We start from the raw sequence: 25,638 nt of genomic DNA, 5'->3' as shown, positions 1-25,638 counted from the left end.
CTGCATGAGCGCATTAAAAGGAGATTACAAATGGCTCGCCAGAGACCGTTCTAAAATGGTTAAGGCTGTATGTGGCGTAATTGATTCACAATTTATTGCTAGAGAAGGGATGGATCTTACATCTCAGTCATGGGTTCAAAATCTTGAAAATATATTGAATCAGTCAAAGACAGAAAGTGTGTGTTACGACTTTAAAATTGGCCTCCATGCTTTACTTGGAAATGATTCATTTAGTGAGAAACTCACTTCTAAAATAGTAAAAACGTTGACGGCTATGGCCAATTCTCACGCCGGTGATAATTATGTAATTCTTGGTGTTGCTGATAGCAAAGAAGATGCATCAATGCATGAAAAAAAGTATGGTATTAAACCAAGATGTTATGGAGACTTTTTTATTACAGGTATTGGTGATGAAGCAAATCTTCATCATAAAGATATAGATGCTTATCAACAAAAGCTACAGCAAGTTTTAGAAAATGCACCTGTAGATGATAAAACAAAGCGTATAATTCAGCGCAATGTTGTTTTCTTTAAATATTATGACAAAGATGTAGTCATGTTAAAAATTATACGCGGTGATTCACCCATAAAGTACGATGGAAAAATATATGTAAGGAAACTAGCAAATACAGACCCTAATCCAATTGAAAGTGATAAGGAATTTGAGTTTTTTAAAGAGTTTATTGAGCAGTCTAGTCGGTACCCATACAATTAATGCTCTTCAGTTTTGAGCGTTAATCATTGACAATCTAACCGGTAAATATTTAAATGTCATATATCGACTACGAATGTTCACTATCTGAGATGTGATTTTTCGATTAGTTATTGATTATAATGGATTTTAGTTTTATTTTGTGGCTGATTGCTTGGGTTCAAATCCCTATCCCTCCGCCAGATTCACCGAGAAAGCCTCATCAGAAATGATGAGGCTTTTTTGTTTTGGTGAAAGATAAAACTTTGAACCCCAGGTGCCTCTTTATTACAAGCAAGCTATCCCTCAGCCACATTCTAATGAAGAGGCCTTATCGAAAGAGAAGGCTTTTTTATTTGGGCGAAAAATAGGAATTTAAACTCCGTGCTCCTCTTTCTTTTAAGCAAGCTACGTAATTGTCTATCGCGACAATAGTTATCTTCGAGCCAGTATTATTCTCAATTTCAGAGTGTGTGCACTTGAAATATCCCAAGCAAAATTCCCTCAAGTTAGTCGTGGCAATATAAACCCAAGGTGGGATTAGCAGCAGGATTTAAATTTTGGTAAAAAGCGCAGGCTAATTGACTTACGTTATGACTGACGGTGATTTTAGGCTTTGTAAAATGCTGCAGTCTTTAATTTGGTGGCTTTTACAACAAGAGGCGAGGGTGGCTAATGATTGCTCTAATAATGCCAGCTCTCGCTGAGTTTGTTGAATACGTGCTAGTTGCTCGGCAATAATGTTATCTACCAGTAGGCATGAGGATTTGGGGTCTTGTTGGGTATCAACTAGGCGTTTAATGTCATCTAATGCAATGTTTAATTCTCTGCATCTTCGTATAAAAATTAGCGTTTCTATGTCTTTTTGTTGGTAATGACGATAGCCATTATCAGTGCGGACTGGCGCGCATAGTAAACCAATTTGCTCATAATATCGGATTGTTTTTACCGATACTTGGGCTGCTAATGCCAATTCACTTATTTTCAACTTGACCTTCCAGTAACTGTAACCTTTACACTTGAGCATATCATTTTTAAGTCATGTTTTGTAAAAGGAAGTTGTATGTTTAGCTATTCTGCAGCGGCATCGTTAATTTTGTCACTGGGTATAACAAACTTAAGTCAGGCAAGCACTGCCGACAATTTGATCCATAGCCCTGATAATAGCGAAACCCATTCGCACACTGAGCAAACCCATGCCGATGAGCATGATGAGCATGATGAGCATGATGAGCATGATGATGAGCATGATCACGAAGAAAAAATGGAAACCATTATCGTGCAAGCCACGCGTTCTGGACGTATTGCCGATGAGCAGCCCATTCGTGTTGAATTAATTAACCGTGAAGAAATTGAAGAAAAAGCCGCGATGCGGCCTGGTAACATTTCTATGCTAGTGGCTGAGACGGGTGGGGTTAGGTTGCAAACGACGTCTCCGGCTTTAGGCAGTGCTAATATTCGCCTCCAAGGTCTGTATGGTCGTTATACACAACTATTGGCTGATGGTTTACCGCTTTATGGTAATCAAGCGTCATCAATAGGCTTGTTACAAATTCCGCCAACGGATCTTAGCCGGGTAGAAATTATTAAAGGCTCGGCGTCATCACTTTATGGTGGCTCTGCCTTGGGCGGGGTGATTAATCTGATATCTAGAACCCCAAGTGATGAATTAAACGGTGAGGTGTTAGTAAACTCAACCACTCGAGCAGGTCAGGATGTGACGACTTATATTGAATCGCCGCTGAGTGAGGATATAAAAGGCTCGATAACTGCTGGCGCTCATTATCAAGATGAGCAAGATATTGATAATGATGGCTGGATTGATTTGGCTGGCTATGAAAGGTATACCGTGCGGCCTCGAATATTTTGGCAAGGAGATGCCGGGCAAACACTGTATGTGACTAGCGGCTTGATGTCAGAGCAACGAACGGGAGGAACCCTAGGCGATAATAAACTTGCAGATGGTCAATCATTTGAGCAATCACAAGACTCAGATAGGCTTGACGCTGGTGTTGTGTTTAGCCTTCCGGTATTAGAGTCACTGACCTTTAATACGCGAGCCTCGGCTATGGTACAAGAACACACGCATATTTATGGTATTGACTTAGAAGAAGATAAACACGAGAGTTATTTGCTTGAAAACAGCCTTGCGGGTTATACAGATAACAGTGATTGGGTTGTCGGTTTAGCGTACCAGTCAGAGGTTTTTACCTCAAACACCTTTCCAGTGTTTGATTATTCCTATGAGGTGCCAGGTGTATTTGCTCAGCTTGATTATACCCATTCGGAACAAATCACAACCTCATACAGTGCACGTGTGGATGAGCACAGTGAGTACGGAACCCAATTTAGCCCAAGAGTATCGCTACTTTATCGACCAAACAATTTAACCATAAGAGGCTCTTATGGACAGGGATATTTTGCCCCAACTCCTTTTGTTGAAGAGATTGAAGCTGCGGGATTATCAAGATTAGCCCCCATTGAGAATTTACAACAAGAGCAGGCTAAAACCGCATCGTTAGATTTCACTTATGCTTTTGAAAATGCAGAGACGAGCCTGACTTTTTTTGGATCTAATGTTAATAATGTGACTGGGTTAGTGGCTTTTTCTTCGGGTAACAACGGCACATTCGACGCAGTTAGATTAGTTAATGCTGAAGGGACAAGTGAAATTCGGGGATCTGAAGTGTTGCTGCGTTACTATTTGGGTGACATTAAGCTCACCGCAAGTTACTTGTATTTAGACACAAGTGAAGAGTCACCCGATAGTTCAGAACGAAGAGAGATAGCGTTAACCCCACGTCACTCTGCGGGTTTTGTTGCTATGTGGGAGCAACATGGCAACTTTAGAATGGGCTTTGAATCCTATTACACCGGTACCCAAAGGGTTAACGATAACCCATATATTGATGAAACTAATCCTTATTGGCACCTTGGGTTAATGGGAGAGATAACGTATGGGCGAGCAAGTTGGTTCATTAATTTTGAGAACTTACTCAATGTAAGACAAACTGATGAGCACCCACTTCTGTTACCTAATAGAATGCCCAGTGGCCAGTGGACCACAGATATTTGGTCCCGTAACGATGGGTTCATTGTTAATGCGGGTGTTAGGCTGAAATTTGGCTAGTGTTTTACTTTTAATATGATTTCTTTACATTCAACAAAAAGCCTCATCAAATATGATGAGGCTTTTTGCGGCATTTTGCGGCATTTTGCGATAACAGACTCTATTGAAAAGATAAGCGAGTATAGAATGCCTGTGCCGTTTACCGGTTTCTAATCGGCATCGTTCATTTCTTCGACGCTTGCATAATAGCCAAGTCAACCACCATCTTTGCTCAGTCATCATTAGGAAATAGCTTGCGGTTCTTGATGGCATTAGTGGTATAAATTGCCTTTCGAATGTCTTAACCGTGGGCAAACAGCGTATTGAGATTAGCCCAGTTTCTGTGACAAGAGGCTGAGATATGCAGCTAGTTTGTTCTGGTCTAATGAAAAGTCTCGCTACTGATTCGTGACAGGGCCGTCGCCTTTTCTAAGCCATCAACACCATAGTTTATCAAACCTACACTAATGATTTTATACGTCTTTCTTATTGGCTGTTGCTTAAGTTAAACAGAAATAAGACTGTTTCGAAGCTCCAAAAGCATCTGAAAAGCTGCAGAACCAGGTATGTTATAAGGATTGAATTCTGTTGAGGTTGAAAATTTTAAATTAATGGGCCCCATATTTTTAGTTGCAGGCACATATGCCATATCCCAAGAGCTAAACTCCCTTGAATATATCTCGCAATATTCAATAATCACAATGTTTGAATGGCGTGTATCGGTTACAATTTTATTATAAGTCTCATTAACGCTTTCTCTACTACCTTCGATGCATTGAATAAAATAATTATTATTAAAGCAGAGCATTCCAGTCATACCATTTTTAGCATTATGCAAACGTGCTTTTTTGAGTATGTCCTCTAAAGACGATTCGCTAATAAAATCTGTCACTGTACTTACGTAGATTAAACGAGTTAGAAACATACTATTCTCTTATAACTAGGAAAAAGTTAAATTAAATATAATAGAACTATTACAAAAAGCTATGTAATAGCCATGAATAAAATCTTTCCTGTAGCACTCTTACTGCTAGGGATATTTTATTAGGGACTGGTGGAGTAAAAATGTTGAGCTTTTAAAAAGCCAGTTCTACGAACTGAATGGTAGAGTATTCTATGCTCTTTTTTGTTTATAAAGTGCCCATTATGTACCATAAAACCCAGTGCGATAGGGCAATCGCTTTTGAACATCACCTTTTAGCTAAATGAAATTAATAACCATAAAAACGACCAAAATAGTACTTTTGTATGCTGCTAAGACAAAATGACATGAGCAATTATAATCATCATAAAGAGTAAGTTATCTTTCTCGAATACCTCCTAAAAAGCATAATTTAATACCTTGAGCCACTCTAACTCTTATGTTAATGTTTTGTTGATTTTAGGTTGCCCAGCAGTGGTACGCTAATTTTGGCAACGATCAGAGATAAGAAAAAAATAAAAATTATATAAATAAAATTTGCAGTTAAGGAATTACTGTCTACTCTTTTAATATAAAAAGAAATTAAGGATAGTCTCTTGAAAGAAAAGCATTTTATGTCATCACCATTTGTAGCTTTGGCGATAGGCTCATTTATCGCTTTTTGCATTTCTTGGTTATTGATGAATTGGGTGCCAGTAGTGGTTGCTTTATTTATTGCAGTACTTATCTGCACTCTATCTGGCGGTTTTGCACTAAAATTGATAACGACTAGCTCCACTGTTAATCACCAAACTACGGCTGTGAAAAATATGATTTCAAAGCCACCCCTCACTAATGATGTTGACCAATTACAACAACAATTTCTGGACACATTAAAATCAACCCTACTCGAATGCAAACAAAATGTTGACGATGTAAATAATGTGCAATCGGATGCTATTGAAACCCTTGTTACTTCATTTTCTCGATTAAAAGAATTGGCAGAGCTACAACAAGATCGCGTAATGCAGTTGCTAGAAGCTGAAAACGATGAGCATGGGAATAGTTGGTTGACTTCATTTGCTCAAGAAACCAGTAAAACTCTTGAACAGTTTGTTGAAACAACAGTCAATATGTCAGCATCTTCAATGGAGCTAGTCGAAAAAGTCGGTCGAATTAATACCATGGTTCCTGATGTTATGAAGGCGATGAAAGATATTGATCAAATAGCATCACAAACCAACTTACTTGCACTTAATGCGGCAATTGAGGCTGCACGTGCAGGCGAGGCTGGGCGCGGGTTTGCCGTGGTAGCAGATGAGGTTAGGTCGCTTTCTACTCGGTCAGCGGGTTTTAGTAATCAGATCCAACAAAAACTAAAAAATATGGCAGTGCAAATTGAAACTTTAACTGCTGATATAGGTGGCGTCGCCTCACAAGATGTTACTTATGTGATGCAATCGAAAAAAAATGTCCACATTGCTATCGATAAATTAATGGAAAACGCAACAGGCAATCGAAAGCATACTTCAGCTCTTGATGAACATAACCAAATATTACAACAGTCTTTGAATGACGCGATGCGAGGGCTGCAATTTGGTGATATTAACTCACAAAATCTGGCTTATACCGCTGAACAATTAGCCCAAGTTAATACACAATTAAATATATTGATGGAACCTGGTGGTATGGAAGATGAAGCTAAGATACAAGGGTGTAATGAAAGCCTTGTACAATTTAAAATTCAAAAACATAACCCTGTTTCGGCCAGTTCTATGGCAAGTGGTGATATCGATTTTTTCTAGAAAACAGACATCTACAATGAAATACCATTGAGGACAAGTACTTTGGATAATTACAGTATTAGGTTACCAAACCGTTTTGATTTTAGTTACCACAAAACATTCAACCAAGAGGTTGAGGCATTAGTTGCAAAAACGGGTATTAAAGAAATCCAATTAGACTTTTCTCAAGTGAACTATTTAGACAGTTCTGCGCTAGGAATGTTAGTTTTATTATCAAAGAAAAATGAGAAAGGTGTTGGTGCAAAACTGATCATTAAAGGCGCTCATGGTAGTGCTTTGGAAATCCTAGAAATCGCAAAAATGACTAAACTTTATGCCTTCATTTGAACTGTTTTACGACAGTCGCCCACCTATATCAGTTTTGATTATTGAGGATAATCCTGTTTGTATTTTGATGTACAAACAATTCTTTATGGAAAAAGGAATAAAAGTAGCTGTATGTACATCAATAGAAAAAGCAAAAAAAGAAGTTTGTAGACCACGATTAAATTATGAATTGGTGTTACTGGATAATCACTTACCCGATGGGGAAGGGATTAAGTTTGTTTCACAGCTAAAAGAACACTTACCTATGGCGGCGATTATTATTGTCAGTGCCAATAGTGATACCGATTTTTTTGTTGAAGCATTCAAACAAGATATTGACGATATTGCATTAAAGCCAATTAAGATGGATTTATTATGGCTAAAAATGAAAAGGTCAATTCATCAGCGTTACTTAGAAAAAGTTAATAATACACAACGTGTAGCAATAAATATTTGGCGAGATTCACAATTACAGGAGCAGGCGCTGGCTAAACATTTATTTGGTGCCATGCATGGAAAAATTCATTTAGATATACCAGCAATAAATTATTGGGTTAAACCTTCATCGTTATTCAGTGGCGACGGCGTTATCCACTGTAGTGGTCCAGACGGCAGTGATTATGTCATGTTAGCCGATGCAATGGGACATGGCTTAGCCGCCGCAGTGTCGCTTATGCCAATGATGCAGGCATTTGGTGCCATGACAGAAAAAGGCTTACCGTTGTGTAATATTGTTTTTGAGCTCAATACCAAACTAAATCATTTTTTACCAGAAGACCGTTTTGTGGCGGCAGTCATTATTCATTTGCAACCAAACAATAAAACTATTGATATTTGGAATGGAGGTATGCCACCAGTCATTATAGTCGATGAGCAATACCAAATAATTAAGCAGATAAAATCTGAAAATATGGCATTGGGTATTTTGTCCGATAATCAGTTTAGTGTTAATTCAGAACATATTGATTTGCTAGATAACCAAAGGGTAATTCTTTTCAGTGATGGTGTTATCGAAACTCCATCTAATAAAGGAAAAACGTTAACCATAGATGATCTTGTTTCGTTACTAAAGTTACCTGGAGAACCTTTAGAAGGTGTTAAACAGCATTTTAATGTTGAATGTGAATCGCCACAAGACGATATATCTGTTGTGCTAATAGATACTCACGATATTTTGCAGTCCTTTATAGAAGAAGATGAATTAACAACTGTTCAAGAGAGTGCATTTTTTATTGAACACACATTACAGGGAGCAACACTCGATTTGTTTGATATTCCGGGACATTTGTGTGAATTAATATCTAAGCAACTGCCATTATCCTTGGTGACCAAAGTCTTTACTGTGTTATCTGAGTTATATACTAATGCATTTGAACATGGCGTACTCGAGTTAAATAGTGAAATTAAGTCACAAGAAAATGGCTTTTTAGCTTTTTATGAAGAAAAAATGGAAAGAGTAAATCACTTATCTAATGACAATAAAATTATATTAAAAGTTCAGTGGCAAAGCCACTTACAGCGCTTAGAAATCTATATCGAAGATAGTGGTCATGGTTTTTTTAAGAATGATGTAGAACCGAGTAATTTGTCTAAAAGCTACGGCCGAGGCTTAACTTTAATTAAGCACTTAGCTGAAACCCTTGAAATTATACCTCCTGGAAATGCTGTAAGGGTGGTATTGGTTGGAAAACATAAACTATGAGTAAAAGCATTTTAGTTGTCGATGATTCAGCTTCAATTCGTCAAATGGTAGAAGCAACACTTAAGTCAGCCAATTACCAAGTGACATTGGCTTCAGATGGTCAAGAGGCCTTTGATTTATGTAAAACAAAAATTTTTGACTTCGTATTAACAGACCAAAATATGCCACGTATGGATGGACTAACATTAATTAAATCATTACGAGGGTTACCTGCATATCGGACGAAAGCTATTGTGGTATTAACTACCGAAGCAAGCGATGAAATGAAGGCTCGCGGTAGAGCGGCTGGGGCAACTGGCTGGATGGTTAAACCATTTGATCCAGATAAGCTTCTGCAAGTAGCTTCCAAAGTGTTGGGATAAGTCCTCTTATTTAATAGTTGGTAACATTATGTCAATGGATATGAGTCAATTTCATGGTGTCTTTATCGAAGAAAGCCAAGAGCATCTTGATGAGATGGAGCACCTATTACTAGCCCTTGATCCAAGTTCGCCAGATATCGAAGAGTTAAACAGTATTTTTCGTGCCGCACATTCGATAAAAGGCGGTAGTGGCATGTTTAGCTTTGATGCGCTAATTACTGTTACCCATGTTATGGAGAGCCTTTTTGACAAAGCTCGACAAGGTAAATTTAATTTTTCAGTGCATATCATAGATGAATTATTAATTGCTGTTGATACTCTTCGTAAGCTGTTAAAAAGCTATGCTGATAGTACCGAAATCGAATGGGCTTTAGTTAATTCTACCACCGCATCTTTAGAAGTTATTTTAGAACCAGATAGTCACGCAGAGTCGCAAGATGATGAAAATGGCTTTGGTTTTTTTAAGCCACTTAATTCCTCAAGTAAAAGCAATACTTCCGAAATCATGTCGCAAGTAAATGATGACACTGACGATGGTTTTGGATTCTTTGAACCTATAGTTGATGAAAGCACCGCTGATATAGAGGACGGTTTTGGATTTTTTGTTGATTTAGACGATAATTTACCAGACTCAAATTCATCTAAACAAAAGGTGTCCAATGATCAGGAGGAGCCTGAATTAGAGGCATCAGTTCTTCACGATACGACAGACGATTCGATTACCTCAGTATCCAGTCTTGCACAACATGCTAAATCTACGTCCCTTTCAAAATCTAACACAGATACCAAAGCGAAGGCTGAAGCAAGTGAAAGTAGCAGCATTAGAGTCGACATAGCAAAAATCGACAGTTTAGTTAATTTGGTTGGCGAATTAGTTATTACGCAATCTATGCTGAATCTTATTGGTGACGAGATAACCGGCCTTGCAAGTGAAAAACTACGCTCAGCATTAGCCGAACTTGAACGGAATACACGAGAACTTCAGGAGGGCATCATGTCGATTAGGATGTTGCCTATGTCTTTTGTTTTTAATCGGTTTCCTAGGGTTGTCAGAGATTTATCTAAAAAGCTTAATAAGAAAATCGATTTAACTATTGTAGGTGGCCAAACCGAAATAGATAAAGGCTTAATTGAACTGTTGGTGGATCCATTGACGCATCTGGTGCGCAACAGTCTAGATCATGGCATTGAATTGCCTGAAATCAGGATTGCTAATGGTAAACCCGAAACCGGCGTACTCACCCTCAAAGCTGAACAGAAGGGGGGTAACATCTTGATCTCAGTATTAGACGACGGTGCAGGGCTCAATCGTGATCGTATTCTCGCTAAAGCTTTTGAAAATAATGTAGATGTGCCTGAAAATCCAACCGATCAACAGGTTTGGCAATTAATCATGTCTGCGGGATTTTCAACCGCGGAACAAGTCACTGATGTTTCGGGCCGTGGCGTTGGTATGGACGTTGTGAAACGTAATATAGAGTCTATGGGCGGCCGGCTAGAAATACTCTCTGAAAAGGGTCGCGGTTCTTCTTTTCAAATCCGCTTGCCTCTCACTTTAGCTATCCTCGATGGAATGTCTATCTCCGTTGGTGGGCAAATATTTATTATTCCACTGGTAAATATTATTGAATCCGTACAACCACAAAGTTCTCAATTAAAGTTTATTGGTAATGAACAAGTTTTGGATTTACGTGACGCTTATTGGCCAATTGTAAATTTATATCAGGTTATGGATTTAGAGCCCAAGTCTAGGTTAGCAACTGAAGGTATTTTAGTGTTAGTTGAAACTAATAACACGCGCTTTGCCTTGCTTGTTGACGAGCTAATCGGGCAGCAACAAGCTGTTATTAAGAGTTTGGAGCAACATTATCGCCGAGTACAAGGCGTTGCTGGAGCGACTATTATGGGAGATGGCAGTGTTGCATTGATATTGGATGCAGAATCATTGGCTTTGAAAATCAATGAATCTTTAAAGCAAAGGGTTAAGTATGATAACTGAACAAAAAAAAGATGCAGATAGTCAAGATAGCACCGCACATGAGTATTTAACCTTTATTTTAGGTGATGAACATTACGGTTTAGATATCATGAAGGTACGTGAAATTAGGGGGTATGAACCAGTTACGAAAATTGCCAATGCCCCAGCCTTTATTAAAGGGGTTTTGAATTTGCGTGGTGATATTGTTCCGATTGTTGATTTAAGACTTAAATTCGATGTTGGTGAGGCTTCCTATAACGAATTTACTATTGTCATCATGCTTCATATTAATAATCGCATTGTTGGCATAGTGGTAGATGCAGTGTCTGATGTCATTAATATGCAGGCTTCAGATATTAAACCGCCTCCAGAGTTTGGTGTAGCCTTTGACAGCCAGTATTTATTTGGATTAGCACCAGTTAATGAACAAATGATTATTTTACTTAACATTGAAAAATTGATTTCCAGCCAAGAGCTGGGGTTATTCGATTCTACAGCATTGCCATCGGAGTGATAAATATGGGTATCAGATCTTGGTTTGAAAATAATGGACAGCAACAACAATCGTTAACCCGCGCTAGTTTGGCTTTAGACAATAGCAGCACCTGTTTTATGATTGCAGACCCCGAACGAGTTATCGTTTATGCGAATAGAGCAGTAGTTAATTTATTGACCGCAGCACAGGATGACATTCGTAAAGAGTTACCCCAATTTTCAGTATCTTCTCTGATTGGGAGTAATATTGATATTTTTCACAAACAACCTCAACATCAAAAAAATATTGTTTCTCAGCTGTCCCAAACTCATACGGCTTCAATCAATGTCGGTGTGCGTTGTTTCAAACTGGTGCTTAATCCACTTCGTGATGAGAAGGGGGTATCTCTTGGTACATCAGTAGAGTGGCACGATATTACAGAGCAGAAAAAGCATGAATTACTTTCATTAAGAGTAACCTCAGCATTAGAAGCTACATCTTCAAATGTAATGGTTGCTGATAATGACCTCAACGTCATATATATGAATCAAGCTGTTGAACGGATGCTTAGGGAAGCTGAAAGCGATCTTAGAAAAGCCCTCCCGCATTTTTCTGTTAGTTCCGTTATTGGCAGTAATATTGATATTTTTCACAAAGAACCATCGCATCAACGCAGATTGCTTGCAGCGTTAGACAAAACTTATGTAGGAAATATTGTTGTTGCTGGTCGAAGCTTTCGGTTAATTGCCAATCCAATTTTTGATACAAAGCGTAATCGATTAGGCACAGTAGTGGAGTGGATTGACCGCACGAAAGAGGTCGCTTCCGAGCATGAATTAAGCCGAATTTTAGGTGCATTAGAAACCACTACAACGAATGTAATGATTGCCGATATTGATCGTAATATCACCTATATGAATAAATCAGTTGAAAACATGCTTCGCATTGCTGAGGCTGATTTAAGAAAAGAGCTTCCTCACTTTTCTGTTGAAAAGGTTGTTGGCAGTAATATAGATATTTTCCATAAGAACCCTGCTCATCAAATGCACCTCCTTGCCAATTTAACTAAAACATATACCGCAAATATTGTTGTTGGAAGCCGTCATTTTCGCTTGGTTGCTAACCCTATTTTTGCCAATGATGGAACAAGATTAGGCTCAGTTGTAGAGTGGTTAGATCGTACTCAAGAGGTGTTTGTTGAGTCTGAAGTGAATACTGCTGTACAAGCAGCAGCAGAGGGTGATTTTACCAGTTTAATTTCGACCGAAGGAAAAAATGGATTTTTCTTGAAATTATCTGAGGGATTAAATTCGCTACTTAGGGTCACTGAAAGTGGCTTAAATGACATTAACCGAGTGCTTAAATCCATTTCTGAAGGAGACTTAACTGAGCGTGTAACCGCTGATTACCAAGGTTCGTTTGAATTACTTAAAAATGGCTGTAATCAAACTTCCCAGAACCTAGCGCAGATGTTAGGTAAAATTCGTACCGCCGCAGATACTATTAAAACCGCTTCAAGTGAGATATCACAAGGTAATACTGATTTATCTAGTCGTACTGAGCAGCAAGCATCCAGCCTCGAAGAAACTGCATCGAGCATGGAGGAGCTTACTGGAACCGTGCGTCAAAATGCTGATAATGCAAGACAAGCCAATACGCTTTCAGCTAAAGCTTCTGAAGTTGCTATTAACGGAGGGAATTTAATTGATCAAGTTGTCGTTACAATGGCATCTATTAACGAGTCATCACAAAAAATCGCTGACATTATCGGTGTAATTGATGGGATCGCTTTCCAAACTAATATTCTAGCATTGAATGCTGCAGTAGAAGCTGCGCGAGCTGGGGAGCAAGGTCGAGGGTTTGCTGTCGTTGCATCTGAAGTAAGAACATTAGCGCAGCGATCAGCAAACGCAGCTAAAGACATTAAGGCATTGATTTCTGACTCTGTCGGTAAGATTAATAACGGCAATGAGTTAGTTGGAAAGTCTGGTGATACGATGAAAGAAATCGTGACATCGATTAAACGTGTTAACGACATCATGGCAGAAATTGCCGCGGCTTCTAGTGAGCAAGCGACCGGTCTTGATGAAGTAGGTAAAGCCGTGAGTCAAATGGATGAAATGACACAGCAAAATGCTGCTTTAGTTGAAGAAGCTGCCGCTGCAGCTGAGAGTTTGCTATCTCAAGCGGCACAATTGGCGACTAATGTTAGCCAATTTAAACTCGACGATGATTATCAACATGTGCAAGCCGCTTTGCAACATTCGGCACCCAAAACACAAATGATTTCTCACGCTAAGAGCACATTACCGAAAAGAAATGCCATCAAACCATCGCAGCCCAAAGATGACGAATGGGAGAGTTTTTAGTCTTATAAGTATTAAATAATAAAATGATTGAAGCCCTCACCCATCAGGTGAGGGTCATAATATATTTATACTAGGATATTATAATGACAAGCTCTGAAGGCTGGGATAATAGAGAGTTCAGTTTTGCAAAAGCTGATTTTGATTCAGTGAGAACTTTGTTATATCAATTAACAGGAATTCGCTTAGCAGATAGTAAAGACTCGATGGTTTATAGCCGTTTAGCCCGCAGGGTTAGGTCGTTAAAACTGCAAGGTTTTTCGGAATATCTGCATCATCTTAATACTCATCCTAGCGAAGAAGAACATTTCATTAATGCGCTAACGACAAACTTGACTTCGTTTTTTCGTGAACCACATCATTTTGACATTCTTAAAAAGTACTTGATAGCACATCCTAAAACACGAACGATTTGGTGTGCCGCCAGTAGTACAGGGGAGGAACCCTATTCTATAGCAATGGTGGTTGCTGAAACGTTTGCTATGTTTGATGTACCAATTAAAATTATTGCTTCCGATGTAGATAGTCAGGTACTGCAAAAAGCTAAAGCAGGGATCTATTCAATCGACAGAATAAATTCTTTAGCAGAGGAGCGTAAAAAACAATTTTTTTTTAAAGGAAAAGGAGCATTTGCTGGTATGGTTAAAGTCGTACCAGAGTTACAGAAAATGGTTGAATTTAGACAGATTAACTTACTTAAATCTGAATGGTCATTAAGAGAGCCAATTGACATTATTTTTTGTCGCAATGTAATGATTTATTTTGACCGTTCGACTCAGTTAAAGGTATTAGAAAGGATGGTTAAATTATTACCTGCTGATGGCCTTTATGTAGCAGGACATTCTGAAACCTTTAATAATGCTACTCATCTGGTTAGATCTGCTGGCAACACAACTTATTACCCAAATCACTCTGTGAGGTAAGCTTGTTAAACTTTGATGTTAATAATTCGAACCTTGCTCCTAATCGATATTATGACCGGTATTTTAATTCTGAAGCAGTAAAAATTTCTCCCGGAGAGTATTTTGCTACAACACAAAATACCCTTATTGTGACAGTTTTAGGATCCTGTGTATCAGTGTGTTTACGAGATCCTGTCCTAGGAATTGCCGGTATGAATCACTTCTTACTACCACAGGATAACTACCCACAAGGTGGTGGGACTTCTGAGTCTGCTCGCTATGGAGTTTATGCGATGGAAATACTGATTAACCATTTACTCAAGCTCGGTGCAAGTAAAAATCGGCTTGAGGCTAAGGTGTTTGGCGGCGGTAATGTGCTGCAAGGGTTTATGACTGTTAATATTGGTGAACGTAACGCTGAATTTGTGCAAGATTATTTAAGAATGGAACATATTCCAATAATAGCTTCTGACCTACTTGATGTTTACCCCCGTAAAGTTTATTTTTTCCCAGATACGGGACGGGTATTGGTTAGAAAAATTAAAACTATGCATAACACTACAATTTTAGACCGTGAAAGTGAGTACAAGTTTAAGTTACGTTCACAAGCTATGAGTGGTGATGTGGAGCTATTTGATGACTAGACAAATAAAAGTATTAGTAGTTGATGATTCGGCCCTTATTCGGAGCTTATTGAGTGAGATTATTCGAGCTGAGCCAGATTTTACATTAGTTGGTGCCGCTCCAGATGCTTTTGTAGCAAAAGATATGGTCATCACCTTTAGTCCTGATGTGATTACATTAGATGTCGAAATGCCTAAGGTTGATGGGTTAACTTTTCTAGACCGTTTAATGAAAGCCAGACCAACTCCTGTGTTAATGGTTTCTAGTTTAACAGAGCAAGGTGCTGAGGTGACCCTCAAAGCTTTAGAAATTGGCGCCGTTGATTTTTTTCCCAAACCTAAATTGGATATTGCTAATAGCATGGAGGCCTATCGTAGCGAAATTGTTGCTAAGATACGCTCTGTTGCTAAGGCAAAGGTTCAGCCTAAAGTTATCAAAAAAAATACAGTAAATACTGCATTTAAATTTAAAACAAGTGAGAAAATTATTGCTATTGGCGCCTCAACAGGAGGAACAGTTGCACTAAAATCATTACTTGCTGAAATGCCTATCGACAGTCCAGCCATTGTTATTACCCAACATATGCCTCCAGGGTTTACTAAAACCTTTGCCGAACACCTCGACAATATTAGTGCGATACATGTGAAAGAAGCTCAGGATGGTGAAAGATTGATCCCTGGCTGTGCATATTTAGCGCCAGGCGATAAGCACTTACTTGTTGTTCGCAGTGGTGCTGATTATCGGATTAAACTGTCTGATGGTGAGCGAGTCAGCGGTCACCGGCCTTCAGTTGATGTGATGTTTCAATCTTTAGCGCAAACAGCAGGTAGCAATGTCTTAGGTGTTATTTTAACTGGTATGGGTAAAGATGGTGCTGCCGGAATGTTGGAACTGCTGAACTCTGATGGTATTACTATCGCACAGGATGAAGCAAGCTCAGTTATATTTGGAATGCCTAAAGCTGCAATTGACTTAGGAGCCGCACAGATGATTTTAAGCTTGCAGGATATCCCTTCTCAAATTGTGCAAATAATTAACCGACTAGGAAAAGAATATAGGATTTGATTATCTTCATTACTTATTTTTGTTATTTTTTTATGTCAGTAAAAGGTAATAATGAGGTCAAGCTCAGATAATTTAACAAGCCTTTGTTCAAGAATGTTTATGCTCTTGTCCTCGTTAGTGCTTCCGGCATTTGTTTCATTACCTTTGCACAAAACACCCTCAATGTCACAATTTTTTTCAGCATATTGAACATAGCCAGACCAGAAAAAATACCGTTAGCTTAGAAGATATGCCTTACTATCACTGCTATTCGCGGTTGGTACGTAAGGCTTTTCTTTGTTGTCTTGATACATCAACAGGTAATATTTTGAACATCGACGCGAGTGTGTAGTAGATGCTCGTATTATTGAGCTGGCGACCATCTTTGATATTTATTATGAGACTGGCAGATATTTAATTGAGGTTAACTAAGAATTTTTCTTCGAGCTCTTTGCTTGAAATAGGTTTACTGATTAAATAGCCTTGTAAATAATCGCAACCCTGTCTAACGAGCCAATCTTTCTGTTCTTGGGTTTCGACCCCTTCAGCAATCGTTTTTAAATCTAGAGCTTTAGCCATTGCAACAATCATTTCTAAAACGGCAGTAGATGGTTGGTCTCCTGAAACAAAAGAACGATCGATTTTGAGTATATCGACAGGTAAACGAGATAGGTAGGAAAGCGAACAGTAACCGGTGCCAAAGTCATCTATTGAAATATTTATCCCATACTGGCGTAATTTTTTTAAGGCAATAAAACTTTTATCGAGAGCTTTCATCAATACAGTTTCGGTAATTTCCAGTTCAATCAGTTTAGGATTAACATCATGTTTTTTAAGCATGGATAACACATGTTCAACGTAATTGTCTTCTTGCATCTGTCGAGCAGAAACGTTGATCGCAACGGATATTCCACCATACTCTTTCTCCCAGCGTTTTATTTGCAGACAAGCGGTTTCTAATACCCAGTCTCCAATTGCGATAATTGATCCATTTTCCTCAGCAATTTTAATAAAGCCTTCTACTGAAACATCTTCAGGATTATTATTCCAACGTATTAACGCTTCGCAGCCTACTAACTTACCCGTTTCAGCGTTTATTTTTGGCTGATAATTCAAATGAAATTCTTCACGCTCAACCGCGTAATTTAGCGCGGCTTCGATATTTAATCTTGCTTCGACTTTATCGCTCATTTCTTTCGCGAAGAAGTGCCAATGTTTACCACTCCCTTTTGCTTTATACATGGCCAAGTCAGCGCAGCGCATTAGTTGATTTGTATCTTCTCCGTTATCGGGATAAATAGAAATCCCAATGCTACCTGAAGTACGAATTTCCCGGTCAGCCAAAAAATAGGGCCGTGTTAATGCCTCATCAATTCGCTGAACCACATACATTAATTCGCTTAGTTCATTATTTCCTTCAATCACAACCAGAAACTCATCTCCGCCTAAACGTCCGACGGAATCGTTACTTCTAAGTACTTTTAATAATCTGTTAGCCACTTCAATAAGAAGAGTGTCGCCGACATCATGACCTAAAGAGTCGTTGATCGTTTTAAACCTGTCCATATCAATAAATAAAACCGCCACTTTAGTCTTGGTTCGTTTGGCGGTGACAATTGCTTGCGATAATCGGTCGGCTATGAGTGTTCGGTTGAGTATTTTTGTCAGTGGATCTCTCGTTGCTAGATTTCTAAGCTGTACTTGAGCATTAATCAGACCTTTTAACATTTGCTCGATATGATTTACGAGCTGTCCCATTTCATTTTTAGCATGGATAGTTAAGCTCTCCAGTGTTCTTGGATCTGGATTTTCAGGGTCAATTTTTGATATGGACTGGGTTACTCGCCGCAAAGGTGAACTCAGTAGCCATGAAGATAACCATAATAAGACCAAAGCAATGATAACTGCCTGCAGCAGACCTGTAATAATTACGCTGCCGGCAAAGGTTAAAAACTGTTGGGCAAGAGGGGTGGGATTTAATTTTATTGAGAGTACGCCCACTTGGCGCTTTTCGTTATTCAGTTCAATATAGAGTTTTCTTTCACCGAGAATTTCGTCGCCGATAAAGTTAGCAGTGATCCATGCAATCGAAGGTTTGCTTTCCTGAACGGGTTTTCTGTCAGCGGCAATAATATTTCCAGTTTCACCAATAAGTACCGCATCTTGAACCAAGCCCAGTGCCGTCATACTCGCGACAATTTGTTCGGCAAGAGCAGGATCTAAAGTCCAAGCCGCATTGGTAGCGCCACCTTCAGCAGCGGTAAGGATCTCTTGAGCCAAACTAAAGGCTTCATCTCGTTGGTCTGACAGATGCAAGCTAAGCGAGTATCCACTGACTAACAGAGCAATGAGAATACTTAGCACTAAAGCGATTATGGCTTGTGTTAGCGCTAACGATTTTCTTAAATAATCTATGATGCTCATCAGTATCTATGCCCTAAAAGATCATATAGCTTAAGAAAAATAAACAACGAATGTGGATTTTTTAACCTAGCTGCCAAAATATAAAATATCCTTATATTTATTGTTCTCTTTAATCAGCTTTAAGTTAGTCACGCAAGCATCTCTTGCCGCTTCTGATTTAAATAGAAAACCATTGGGACTCTTTCCAAATAGGGGGGATTTATCCACCGCAACTGTCTCGTCAAATTCGTTGTCATTTAACAATTGTTGTCGATAAAATTGATAGATTTGTCCATCCATTTGAATAAAGTCGACCCTTTTACTGAATAACATTCTTAGCTGAGTTTTTTGATTATGAGTTTCACTATATTTTTTATTCTGCGTTGCCATTGCAGCGTACTCACCGCCAATATGCGCAATTGCTCCCTGCCATGAAAGTAATGAGTATTCAGCAAGATCAGCTATTTTATTGACCTTAAGAGCCTTTTCAGAAAGAGAAAAAAGAAAGTTTTCATAGGCGTAGATATCGCCAGTGTAATAGCCTTTAAGTCCTCTTTCAGCAATGGTTTTTTCATTGATATCTGTCACCACACTAACCTGATTTGTCAGATACTCAGCAATTCGTCTTGCGTAAGGCAGTGTTTTTGGCGTCAGTTTATAACCTGCAGGTTCTAGGCAATCTTGCAACAAGTTGAGCAGTATTCCGGTGGGACCCTCTTCAATTACCCACGGAGGCAAGGACTCCCCAAAAGAGGCAATAATTTCTTTAGATTGACTAAATACAGGGTTGGATAGCATCAGTGAAAAAACGAGGAATAAGGCTAATTTGACCATATATAATCTCATGTAGGATAAATGTTAAGACTCTAATAAGAGTTTAGCTGACTATATACGATATGCAATTGCCAGCTGCTAACTCCAGCTGCGTGATTAAATAATCATTTCTTAATCACACCAAGTTATTCCCACTTGATTGATATCGAGCTTTTTTGCTGCGTTGAATTTAGCTTACGGGTCATTTTGTGGCTATTAATTGCTCATTTTTTACAGGAAACCATCTCAACAGCTTACCGAACCTTTAAGGAATGTTCGGCAGCGTACAGACAAAAACTATACTTCGGTTGATGATGGGAACGGTACCTTAGGGTAGACGAAACGATAAATTAATTCGGTTAAAGGATGAATGAATGTACTACATAGTAGAAACAAATAAATCATTTGAACAAGTATCGAATGATCTCGACGAGGCTGTAAAAAGTCATGATTTTGGTGTTTTACATATTCACAATCTCGGAATGACTTTACGGAGTAAGGGGATTGATTTCACTGAAGATTGTAAGGTTTTTGAAGTGTGTAATCCTATGCAGGCAGCAAAGGTGTTGGCTATTGATATGCGTTTAAATATGGCCTTACCCTGCCGGATCTCGGTATTTACTGAGCAAGGAAAAACATTAATTGGTTTGATAAAGCCTGAGCAAATGCTGTCGGCATTGTCGCAAGATACTGCGTTAGCCGCCATTGCTAAAGATGTTGAACAAAAGATGATCATGATCGTCGACGCAGCTAAGTAGTTATACCGTATTTGAACATTCCTCGAGGAGATAAGCATGTCGAATGAAGGCTATCACGAACCAATAGGTGAGCTAAAAGATGACACCAGAAATATGCACAGGGCGATTACATCACTTATGGAAGAGCTTGAAGCCGTTGACTGGTACAACCAAAGAGTTGATGCCTGTAAAGATACAGAATTAAAGGAAATTCTTGCGCACAATCGCGATGAAGAGAAAGAGCATGCCGCCATGTTGCTGGAATGGATCAGAAGACAAGACTCAACTTTTGATAAGAAGTTAAAAGATTACCTCTTTACTGATAAGCCAATTACACACAAATAAAATACATCATCAGGTCGCCAAGGGTTTCTAGGTATACGGTGTACAGAGGATTAACAACATGACTGATGACTCCAAAAATGCGTTGCAACGTGGACTTGAAAATATACAGGATCCTTTTTCTAGTTTTATTCGCGCGCAGGCTACCACTAGCTGGTTTCTTCTGCTTGCGACTATCATCGCCCTATGGTGGGCCAACTCAGAGTATTATTCTAGTTACCAGAACCTGACACATACATCGATTGGTTTTTTTCTGGGTGGTTATAAACTGGAGACGTCCTTAAACCACATCATTAATGATGGATTTATGGTGATATTTTTCTTCTTTCTCGGACTTGAGATTAAACGAGAAGTCCTTGCCGGCGATCTAGCTCGTCCAGAGAATCGACGTATGCTCATTCTTTGCGCCATCGGTGGAATGGTTTGTCCAGCGGTAATCTATGCGTTGTTCAATTGGTCACATGATTCACTGGTTGGCTGGGGTATACCCATGGCAACCGATACCGCGTTCGCCTTAGGAGTGCTCACAACCGTAAGAAAATACATCCCCACCAGTCTATTGGCTTTTCTTGTCGGCCTCGCGATTGTGGACGATGTCGGTGCGATATTAGTGATTGCAATATTTTACACTCAGGATTTATCTATCTTGCATCTATTAAGCGCATTTGCACTGATTGCATTTTTAGCTCTGGGCAATTACGCAGGGGTACGTCAACCCTACTTTTATATTATTTTTGGCGTAGCAGCCTGGTGGATGATGCTTAAATCGGGTGTTCACCCTACGTTTGCCGGTGTCGCTATCGCTTTGACTGTACCAGCTCGTCCAAAGTTAACATCGGAGAAACAATTGGTTAAAGCTAGGTCTACAATCAAGTCAATGCAGAAAAAATCAGTTTCAGTCGATGTTCTCGGCAGTCGCGAAGCCCATGAACAAGTGTTAGATATGCGTGACTTGGCAGAACGTGCTAGTACACCACTACGTCGCTGGGAAGATGCGCTGGAGTTACCCGTGGCATTATTTATCTTACCCTTATTTGTGCTTACCAATGCGGGCGTTCCCTTCAGCGTGAACTCATTTGTCGAAAGCTTACAACATCCAATTGGCTTAGGAATTATGACTGGACTTGTTCTGGGAAAGTTTATCGGTATTTCCGGTGCCTGCTGGCTGGGTCTACGCTACAAAATCGGCTGTTTACCCAATGGCGTTAGTTTTCAACATATCATCGGCGTATCACTTATTGCTGGGATCGGTTTTACGATGTCGACATTTATAGCCACCTTAGGGTTCGACTCACTACCAATACATCTGCAAAGTACTAAATCATCGATTCTGGTTGCTTCGTTAATTTCTGCAATACTAGGAGTCTTGTATCTTCGATTTATTGCTTCAAAAAAATAGTCCTAGTAATACAATTCAATTTTCGGAGTGCTGGGAACAAAGTTCCCATCCCCAAAAGGGCCAGAACGTAATTATCTGATTACGTCATCAAATCACCTCAAAGACAGGAGATACATTCCAAATGGATAAAACTTTAATCATAGATTATTACACTGACATTCTTTGTGTCTGGGCTTGGATTGCTCAGAAGCGTATCGATGAACTCAATAAAACATTGGGAAACAAGATCGAACTTAAATGTTACTACGTTGACATTTTTGGTGATGTACCAACAAAAATAAACACACAATGGCAATCGAAAGGGGGTTTTATTGGCTTTGCTGAGCATATACAGCAATCTGCGTCTGCCTTTGAATATGCCCATATAAACCCGAAAGTATGGACGGAAGTTAGACCCTCCACTTCAGCCAATGCGCATTTAATGCTCAAAGCGGTAGAGATAACTTATGATAAAAAGAAAAGTATCGAGATGGCCTTAAAGTTTCGAACAGCATTTTTTGTAGATGGGTTGGACATTGGCAACCTTAACGTCCTCTATAATTTAGTTACAGCCAATGGACTAGACCGAAACACCGTCAATACCAGTATTGGTGATGGTTCTGCTATGGCATCTTTAATGGGTGATTATCAAAAATCAAAGGAGCAAAACATTAAAGGGAGTCCTTCCTATGTCATTGGTGATGGTCGTCAAACATTGTATGGCAACGTAGGTTACCGCGTTATCCTTGCTAATATTGAAGCGCTTTTAGAGAATCCAACCGCTGAGGCAAGCTGGTGCTGAAATGAAACAGTCTAGAGGCGAAGCTGATAAGTATATTTTTGATTGGAGCATGAAGCTCTGCAACGTGCAGCGCTATTTTACCCAATCACGTCTGTTAGATACCGCACAGACGGATACCTATGGTCAAGTCCAGACTGGCTACATTGGAAGTATAATTCGTCTCAATTTATCCAATTATTAGCGCCAGAACTGACCTAATTACAACGGTTTGTAGCAAGCGGCTTATGATAATCAGACAAGCTACCAATGCTTTAATACTTTAATAATAAGGGAATAATTACCATTACAGTCGAAAATTAAACCCTTCTTGAGAAATTTTGATATTTAGGAGACACACCATGATTGAAAAAGTTGCAACAATCCAATGGCAAGGTCAAGGTAAGAAAGGCCAAGGTAGAATAAGTACCGAGACCGGTGCACTGAAGCAATATCCCTACGGCTTCGGTAGTCGCTTCGAGGATGACAGGAATGGCACTAACCCTGAAGAGATACTGGCCGCAGCACATGCCGCGTGTTTTACCATGGCGTTTTCATTCGCCTGCGATAAGGCAGGGTTTGCCACCGCCAATATAGACACCAAAGCCAGTGTACGTCTCGCTAAACAAGGCGAAGGTTTCGTTATTGACCGCATCGCGTTGACGATGACCGCTGAGGTTGCGGGCATCGACGAGGAAAAATTTCAGGAAATTGCCGCTGCGGCAAAGTGTGACTGTCCGGTCTCTAAGGCCCTTGCCGGTGTTGGTGAGATTACCCTACAAGCGACACTGAAATAGCGCATATCCTGAGATAGGATATCAGCCAACTCTATACCACTAGATGACAATCCCGCCATTGTCGGGGGGAACATGGGTACTGTACTACTCGGTCCCATGCTTGTGTTTGGGTTCTATTTGGTCGCAGACCAAGCTAGCATTATCCAGTACATATGGTGCTTAAAAAGGCTTGGCAATGAGTAGATATCCACTCATAAGATCTTTCGCAGTAACACGCTTAACACCACGTACATTCTCGGCAATTTTGATAGCCAAAGCCCGTTCGGCATCGGAACTAACCGAACCTGTTAAGCTGACCTCGCCTTTATTTGTAATGACTGAGATCTGGCTAGCATTCACGTTACCAGAGTACATGAGCGTTGATTTTACCTTGGTGGTGATCCAACTATCCGTAATATCTTGACCTGCCGTATTAATCGTTTTTACCGTTTTGTCTATGACAGTCGGTTTATCATTATTGATCTTAAGTTGATTATCTAGTGCAACCACGCCTTTAGTGTTCATCGCCAAACTGCCTGAAAGTGCCTTGTTCACCTCACTGTCTACCGTCCCCTTAAGGGTGACTTTACCGGATTCAGTGTCCACATCAATTATCAGACCTTCGAAGAACTTACTCCAAAGTAGTTTCGACTTCACAGCAGCTGTGATGGTTGCATCGTCAACCATCTCGCCAAAACTCCGACCTGTAGAAACGGCTTTGGCATCATAGTCATAATCGAGGGTGATCTGGTTATCTACTTCATTTACTCCGCTTACACCCAACGCAATCTGCCTGGCTAGTTCCTTATTGACCTCATCTTCAACCTTACCGTTCAAGGTTGCTTTATTGCCTTTAACTGACACATGCAGGTCGTGTGCACGTAAAAAGGGGCTCAATGCATAAGCTGTCGATATCTGCACCGATTGACTTAATTCAGTCATCTCCTGAGACTCAACATCCGCCAAAGCCATACCAGTAAATGGTATCAACGCCACCGTCAGACTGGACGCTAAAATTAATTTTTTAATGGGTGTGTTCATATTGTTCTCCAAAATTTACCTACAGCCTGCAAGATTGTCGACTGTCTTTCTAAGGTGGATGAGCGGGTGACTGGTGTCTGTGCGTTAACGCACTCATCAATATTCTTGATTTAATTGTCAACTCGGCGATATAGGCAGCAGGCCGTTTGTTAATCGCATCAAAAGGACGCTAACGTTTGATAGCGTACAGACACAGTTACCGCTTTGCCTTTTAATGGTCTTGTATCGCCCTTATCTTGGGACATTTAGCATTCGAAGGAGACTGTAGCTATGTTACGCACCGTTAAAAATTTAGAGGACTATGTCATCAGTGCTACAGATGGCAACATTGGTCATATCAAAGACGTTTATTTCGATGATGAAACCTGGTGTGTCCGCTTTTTCGTTGTTGAAACGGGTACTTGGCTTTCGAGAAAGCAGGTACTGATTTCACCTATCTCAATAGGGCATGCAAACTGGGCGGATAAGCAATTATCCGTCTCGATCACCAAATATCAAGTTGAGCACAGTCCCGACATCGACACCCAAAAACCCGTCTCTAGGCAGCAAGAGATCCGCTTACTCGAGTACTACGGCTATCCATACTATTGGGGAGGATATGGGATGTGGGGCGACAATGTGTTGCCGAATATGATGTTAACGGGATACGTCGACTTGACTTCACAACACCATGATGACCATACAAAAGAGACCAAGGCGGCTAAAGCCGAACAGCATAAAGAAGATGATATTCATCTGCGAAGTTGTGAGGCGGTAATCGACTATCGCATTCAAGCAATCGATGGAGACATTGGCCATATAGAGGGCTTGCTTATCGATGAAGATACTTGGGTCATTCGATACATAATAGTGAATACCAGTAACTGGTGGTTAGGTCATCAAGTGCTGATCCCTAGACACTGGATCGAAGATCTGAGTTGGTCCGATGCCAGCGCGTCTGTCAATCTGACACAACAGGAAGTGAAAGATGCTCCATCGTATAACTCAAATATGCAAGTGGATCGTAAGATGGAAATGCATATCTACAATCATTATGGTCGTCTGGGTTACTGGATGGATAAGGATAAGCATGCAACCGAAAAATCACAGCATTAGTAGTGTCTTA

Annotated in this window: 23 protein-coding genes and 1 pseudogene; 18 read left to right on the top strand and 6 right to left on the bottom strand. The window is 39.8% G+C overall.

From position 1 onward, the window contains the following. The first annotated feature begins 4 nt into the window (after positions 1-4). On the top strand, positions 5-715 hold the full coding sequence (locus tag ACRWP9_RS12705; RefSeq protein WP_434926313.1) for an AlbA family DNA-binding domain-containing protein: 711 nt from the start codon (positions 5-7) through the stop codon (positions 713-715). A gap of 562 nt (positions 716-1,277) precedes the next feature. On the opposite strand, the gene ACRWP9_RS12700 is transcribed toward ACRWP9_RS12705, so the two are convergent. Then, positions 1,278-1,679 carry a Cd(II)/Pb(II)-responsive transcriptional regulator gene (locus tag ACRWP9_RS12700; RefSeq protein WP_434926312.1) on the bottom strand — a complete coding sequence of 134 codons (402 nt, stop codon included), beginning with the start codon at positions 1,677-1,679 and terminating at the stop codon, positions 1,278-1,280. A 75-nt stretch (positions 1,680-1,754) separates the two neighbouring features. On the opposite strand from ACRWP9_RS12700, the gene ACRWP9_RS12695 reads away from it, so the two are divergent. Beyond that, entirely contained in the window at positions 1,755-3,821 is a 2,067-nt protein-coding gene (locus ACRWP9_RS12695) for a TonB-dependent receptor plug domain-containing protein (RefSeq protein WP_434926311.1), read from the top strand. 166 nt (positions 3,822-3,987) lie between these two features. Here ACRWP9_RS12695 and ACRWP9_RS12690 read toward each other — a convergent pair. Both ACRWP9_RS12690 and ACRWP9_RS12685 read right to left on the bottom strand, forming a co-directional pair. Further along, positions 3,988-4,161: pseudogene (locus tag ACRWP9_RS12690) on the bottom strand (IS256 family transposase); the annotation flags it as partial. A gap of 144 nt (positions 4,162-4,305) precedes the next feature. Then, a complete protein-coding gene (locus ACRWP9_RS12685) occupies positions 4,306-4,725 on the bottom strand; it encodes a BLUF domain-containing protein (RefSeq protein WP_434926310.1) in 420 nt (139 codons plus the stop codon). Between the two features lie 611 nt (positions 4,726-5,336). Here ACRWP9_RS12685 and ACRWP9_RS12680 point away from each other — a divergent pair. From ACRWP9_RS12680 to ACRWP9_RS12635, 10 genes are all read left to right on the top strand, one after another. Beyond that, positions 5,337-6,506 carry a methyl-accepting chemotaxis protein gene (locus ACRWP9_RS12680; protein ID WP_434929055.1) on the top strand — a complete coding sequence of 390 codons (1,170 nt, stop codon included), beginning with the start codon at positions 5,337-5,339 and terminating at the stop codon, positions 6,504-6,506. A gap of 42 nt (positions 6,507-6,548) precedes the next feature. Further along, the gene (locus ACRWP9_RS12675) at positions 6,549-6,833 is read left to right on the top strand and encodes an STAS domain-containing protein (RefSeq protein ID WP_434926309.1); all 285 of its coding nucleotides are present in this window, start codon (positions 6,549-6,551) and stop codon (positions 6,831-6,833) included. Then, on the top strand, positions 6,820-8,514 hold the full coding sequence (locus ACRWP9_RS12670; protein ID WP_434926308.1) for a SpoIIE family protein phosphatase: 1,695 nt from the start codon (positions 6,820-6,822) through the stop codon (positions 8,512-8,514). The genes ACRWP9_RS12675 and ACRWP9_RS12670 overlap by 14 nt, the downstream gene beginning before the upstream one ends. After that, positions 8,511-8,876, top strand: coding sequence for a response regulator (locus ACRWP9_RS12665; protein ID WP_434926307.1), 366 nt, complete (start codon positions 8,511-8,513; stop codon positions 8,874-8,876). Before ACRWP9_RS12670 ends, ACRWP9_RS12665 begins: the two co-directional genes overlap by 4 nt. Positions 8,877-8,904: 28 nt before the next feature. Continuing rightward, a complete protein-coding gene (locus ACRWP9_RS12660) occupies positions 8,905-10,875 on the top strand; it encodes a chemotaxis protein CheA (protein WP_434926306.1) in 1,971 nt (656 codons plus the stop codon). Then, positions 10,865-11,368 carry a chemotaxis protein CheW gene (locus ACRWP9_RS12655; RefSeq protein WP_226415492.1) on the top strand — a complete coding sequence of 168 codons (504 nt, stop codon included), beginning with the start codon at positions 10,865-10,867 and terminating at the stop codon, positions 11,366-11,368. Before ACRWP9_RS12660 ends, ACRWP9_RS12655 begins: the two co-directional genes overlap by 11 nt. A 5-nt stretch (positions 11,369-11,373) precedes the next feature. After that, positions 11,374-13,698, top strand: a complete 2,325-nt coding sequence (locus ACRWP9_RS12650) for a methyl-accepting chemotaxis protein (RefSeq protein ID WP_434926305.1) — start codon at positions 11,374-11,376, stop codon at positions 13,696-13,698. Between the two features lie 83 nt (positions 13,699-13,781). Continuing rightward, positions 13,782-14,618 (top strand): CheR family methyltransferase, encoded by an 837-nt coding sequence (locus ACRWP9_RS12645; protein ID WP_434926304.1) that lies wholly within the window; start codon positions 13,782-13,784, stop codon positions 14,616-14,618. 2 nt (positions 14,619-14,620) lie between these two features. After that, positions 14,621-15,241, top strand: coding sequence for a chemoreceptor glutamine deamidase CheD (cheD, locus tag ACRWP9_RS12640; RefSeq protein ID WP_226415496.1), 621 nt, complete (start codon positions 14,621-14,623; stop codon positions 15,239-15,241). Beyond that, on the top strand, positions 15,234-16,286 hold the full coding sequence (locus ACRWP9_RS12635) for a protein-glutamate methylesterase/protein-glutamine glutaminase (RefSeq protein WP_226415498.1): 1,053 nt from the start codon (positions 15,234-15,236) through the stop codon (positions 16,284-16,286). Before cheD ends, ACRWP9_RS12635 begins: the two co-directional genes overlap by 8 nt. 393 nt (positions 16,287-16,679) lie before the next feature. On the opposite strand, the gene ACRWP9_RS12630 is transcribed toward ACRWP9_RS12635, so the two are convergent. Both ACRWP9_RS12630 and ACRWP9_RS12625 read right to left on the bottom strand, forming a co-directional pair. Next, complete coding sequence (locus ACRWP9_RS12630; RefSeq protein WP_434926303.1) at positions 16,680-18,689, bottom strand: putative bifunctional diguanylate cyclase/phosphodiesterase; 2,010 nt, start codon at positions 18,687-18,689, stop codon at positions 16,680-16,682. A gap of 66 nt (positions 18,690-18,755) precedes the next feature. Beyond that, complete coding sequence (locus tag ACRWP9_RS12625) at positions 18,756-19,502, bottom strand: hypothetical protein (protein ID WP_434926302.1); 747 nt, start codon at positions 19,500-19,502, stop codon at positions 18,756-18,758. A gap of 353 nt (positions 19,503-19,855) precedes the next feature. Between ACRWP9_RS12625 and ACRWP9_RS12620 the strand changes: the two genes are divergently transcribed. From ACRWP9_RS12620 to ACRWP9_RS12600, 5 genes are all read left to right on the top strand, one after another. After that, complete coding sequence (locus ACRWP9_RS12620) at positions 19,856-20,239, top strand: DUF302 domain-containing protein (RefSeq protein ID WP_434926301.1); 384 nt, start codon at positions 19,856-19,858, stop codon at positions 20,237-20,239. 36 nt (positions 20,240-20,275) lie between these two features. After that, positions 20,276-20,563 (top strand): encapsulin-associated ferritin-like protein, encoded by a 288-nt coding sequence (locus tag ACRWP9_RS12615; RefSeq protein WP_434926300.1) that lies wholly within the window; start codon positions 20,276-20,278, stop codon positions 20,561-20,563. Positions 20,564-20,621: 58 nt separating this feature from the next. Continuing rightward, a complete protein-coding gene (gene nhaA / locus ACRWP9_RS12610) occupies positions 20,622-21,959 on the top strand; it encodes a Na+/H+ antiporter NhaA (RefSeq protein WP_434926299.1) in 1,338 nt (445 codons plus the stop codon). A gap of 121 nt (positions 21,960-22,080) precedes the next feature. Continuing rightward, on the top strand, positions 22,081-22,740 hold the full coding sequence (locus tag ACRWP9_RS12605; protein WP_434926298.1) for a DsbA family oxidoreductase: 660 nt from the start codon (positions 22,081-22,083) through the stop codon (positions 22,738-22,740). Positions 22,741-23,078: 338 nt separating this feature from the next. After that, positions 23,079-23,513 carry an OsmC family protein gene (locus tag ACRWP9_RS12600; protein WP_434926297.1) on the top strand — a complete coding sequence of 145 codons (435 nt, stop codon included), beginning with the start codon at positions 23,079-23,081 and terminating at the stop codon, positions 23,511-23,513. Positions 23,514-23,672: 159 nt separating this feature from the next. Here ACRWP9_RS12600 and ACRWP9_RS12595 read toward each other — a convergent pair whose 3' ends face one another. Next, positions 23,673-24,533, bottom strand: coding sequence for a BON domain-containing protein (locus ACRWP9_RS12595; RefSeq protein WP_434926296.1), 861 nt, complete (start codon positions 24,531-24,533; stop codon positions 23,673-23,675). A 270-nt stretch (positions 24,534-24,803) separates the two neighbouring features. Between ACRWP9_RS12595 and ACRWP9_RS12590 the strand changes: the two genes are divergently transcribed. After that, positions 24,804-25,628 (top strand): PRC-barrel domain-containing protein, encoded by an 825-nt coding sequence (locus ACRWP9_RS12590; protein ID WP_434926295.1) that lies wholly within the window; start codon positions 24,804-24,806, stop codon positions 25,626-25,628. Positions 25,629-25,638 lie beyond the last annotated feature (10 nt).

Origin of the sequence: Shewanella sp. HL-SH2 (genome assembly GCF_051164935.1) — a bacterium.
Classification (GTDB): Bacteria; Pseudomonadota; Gammaproteobacteria; order Enterobacterales; family Shewanellaceae; genus Shewanella; species Shewanella glacialimarina.
Note: the sequence above shows the minus strand (reverse complement) of the source record. Positions and strands in the feature narration are given on the sequence as shown.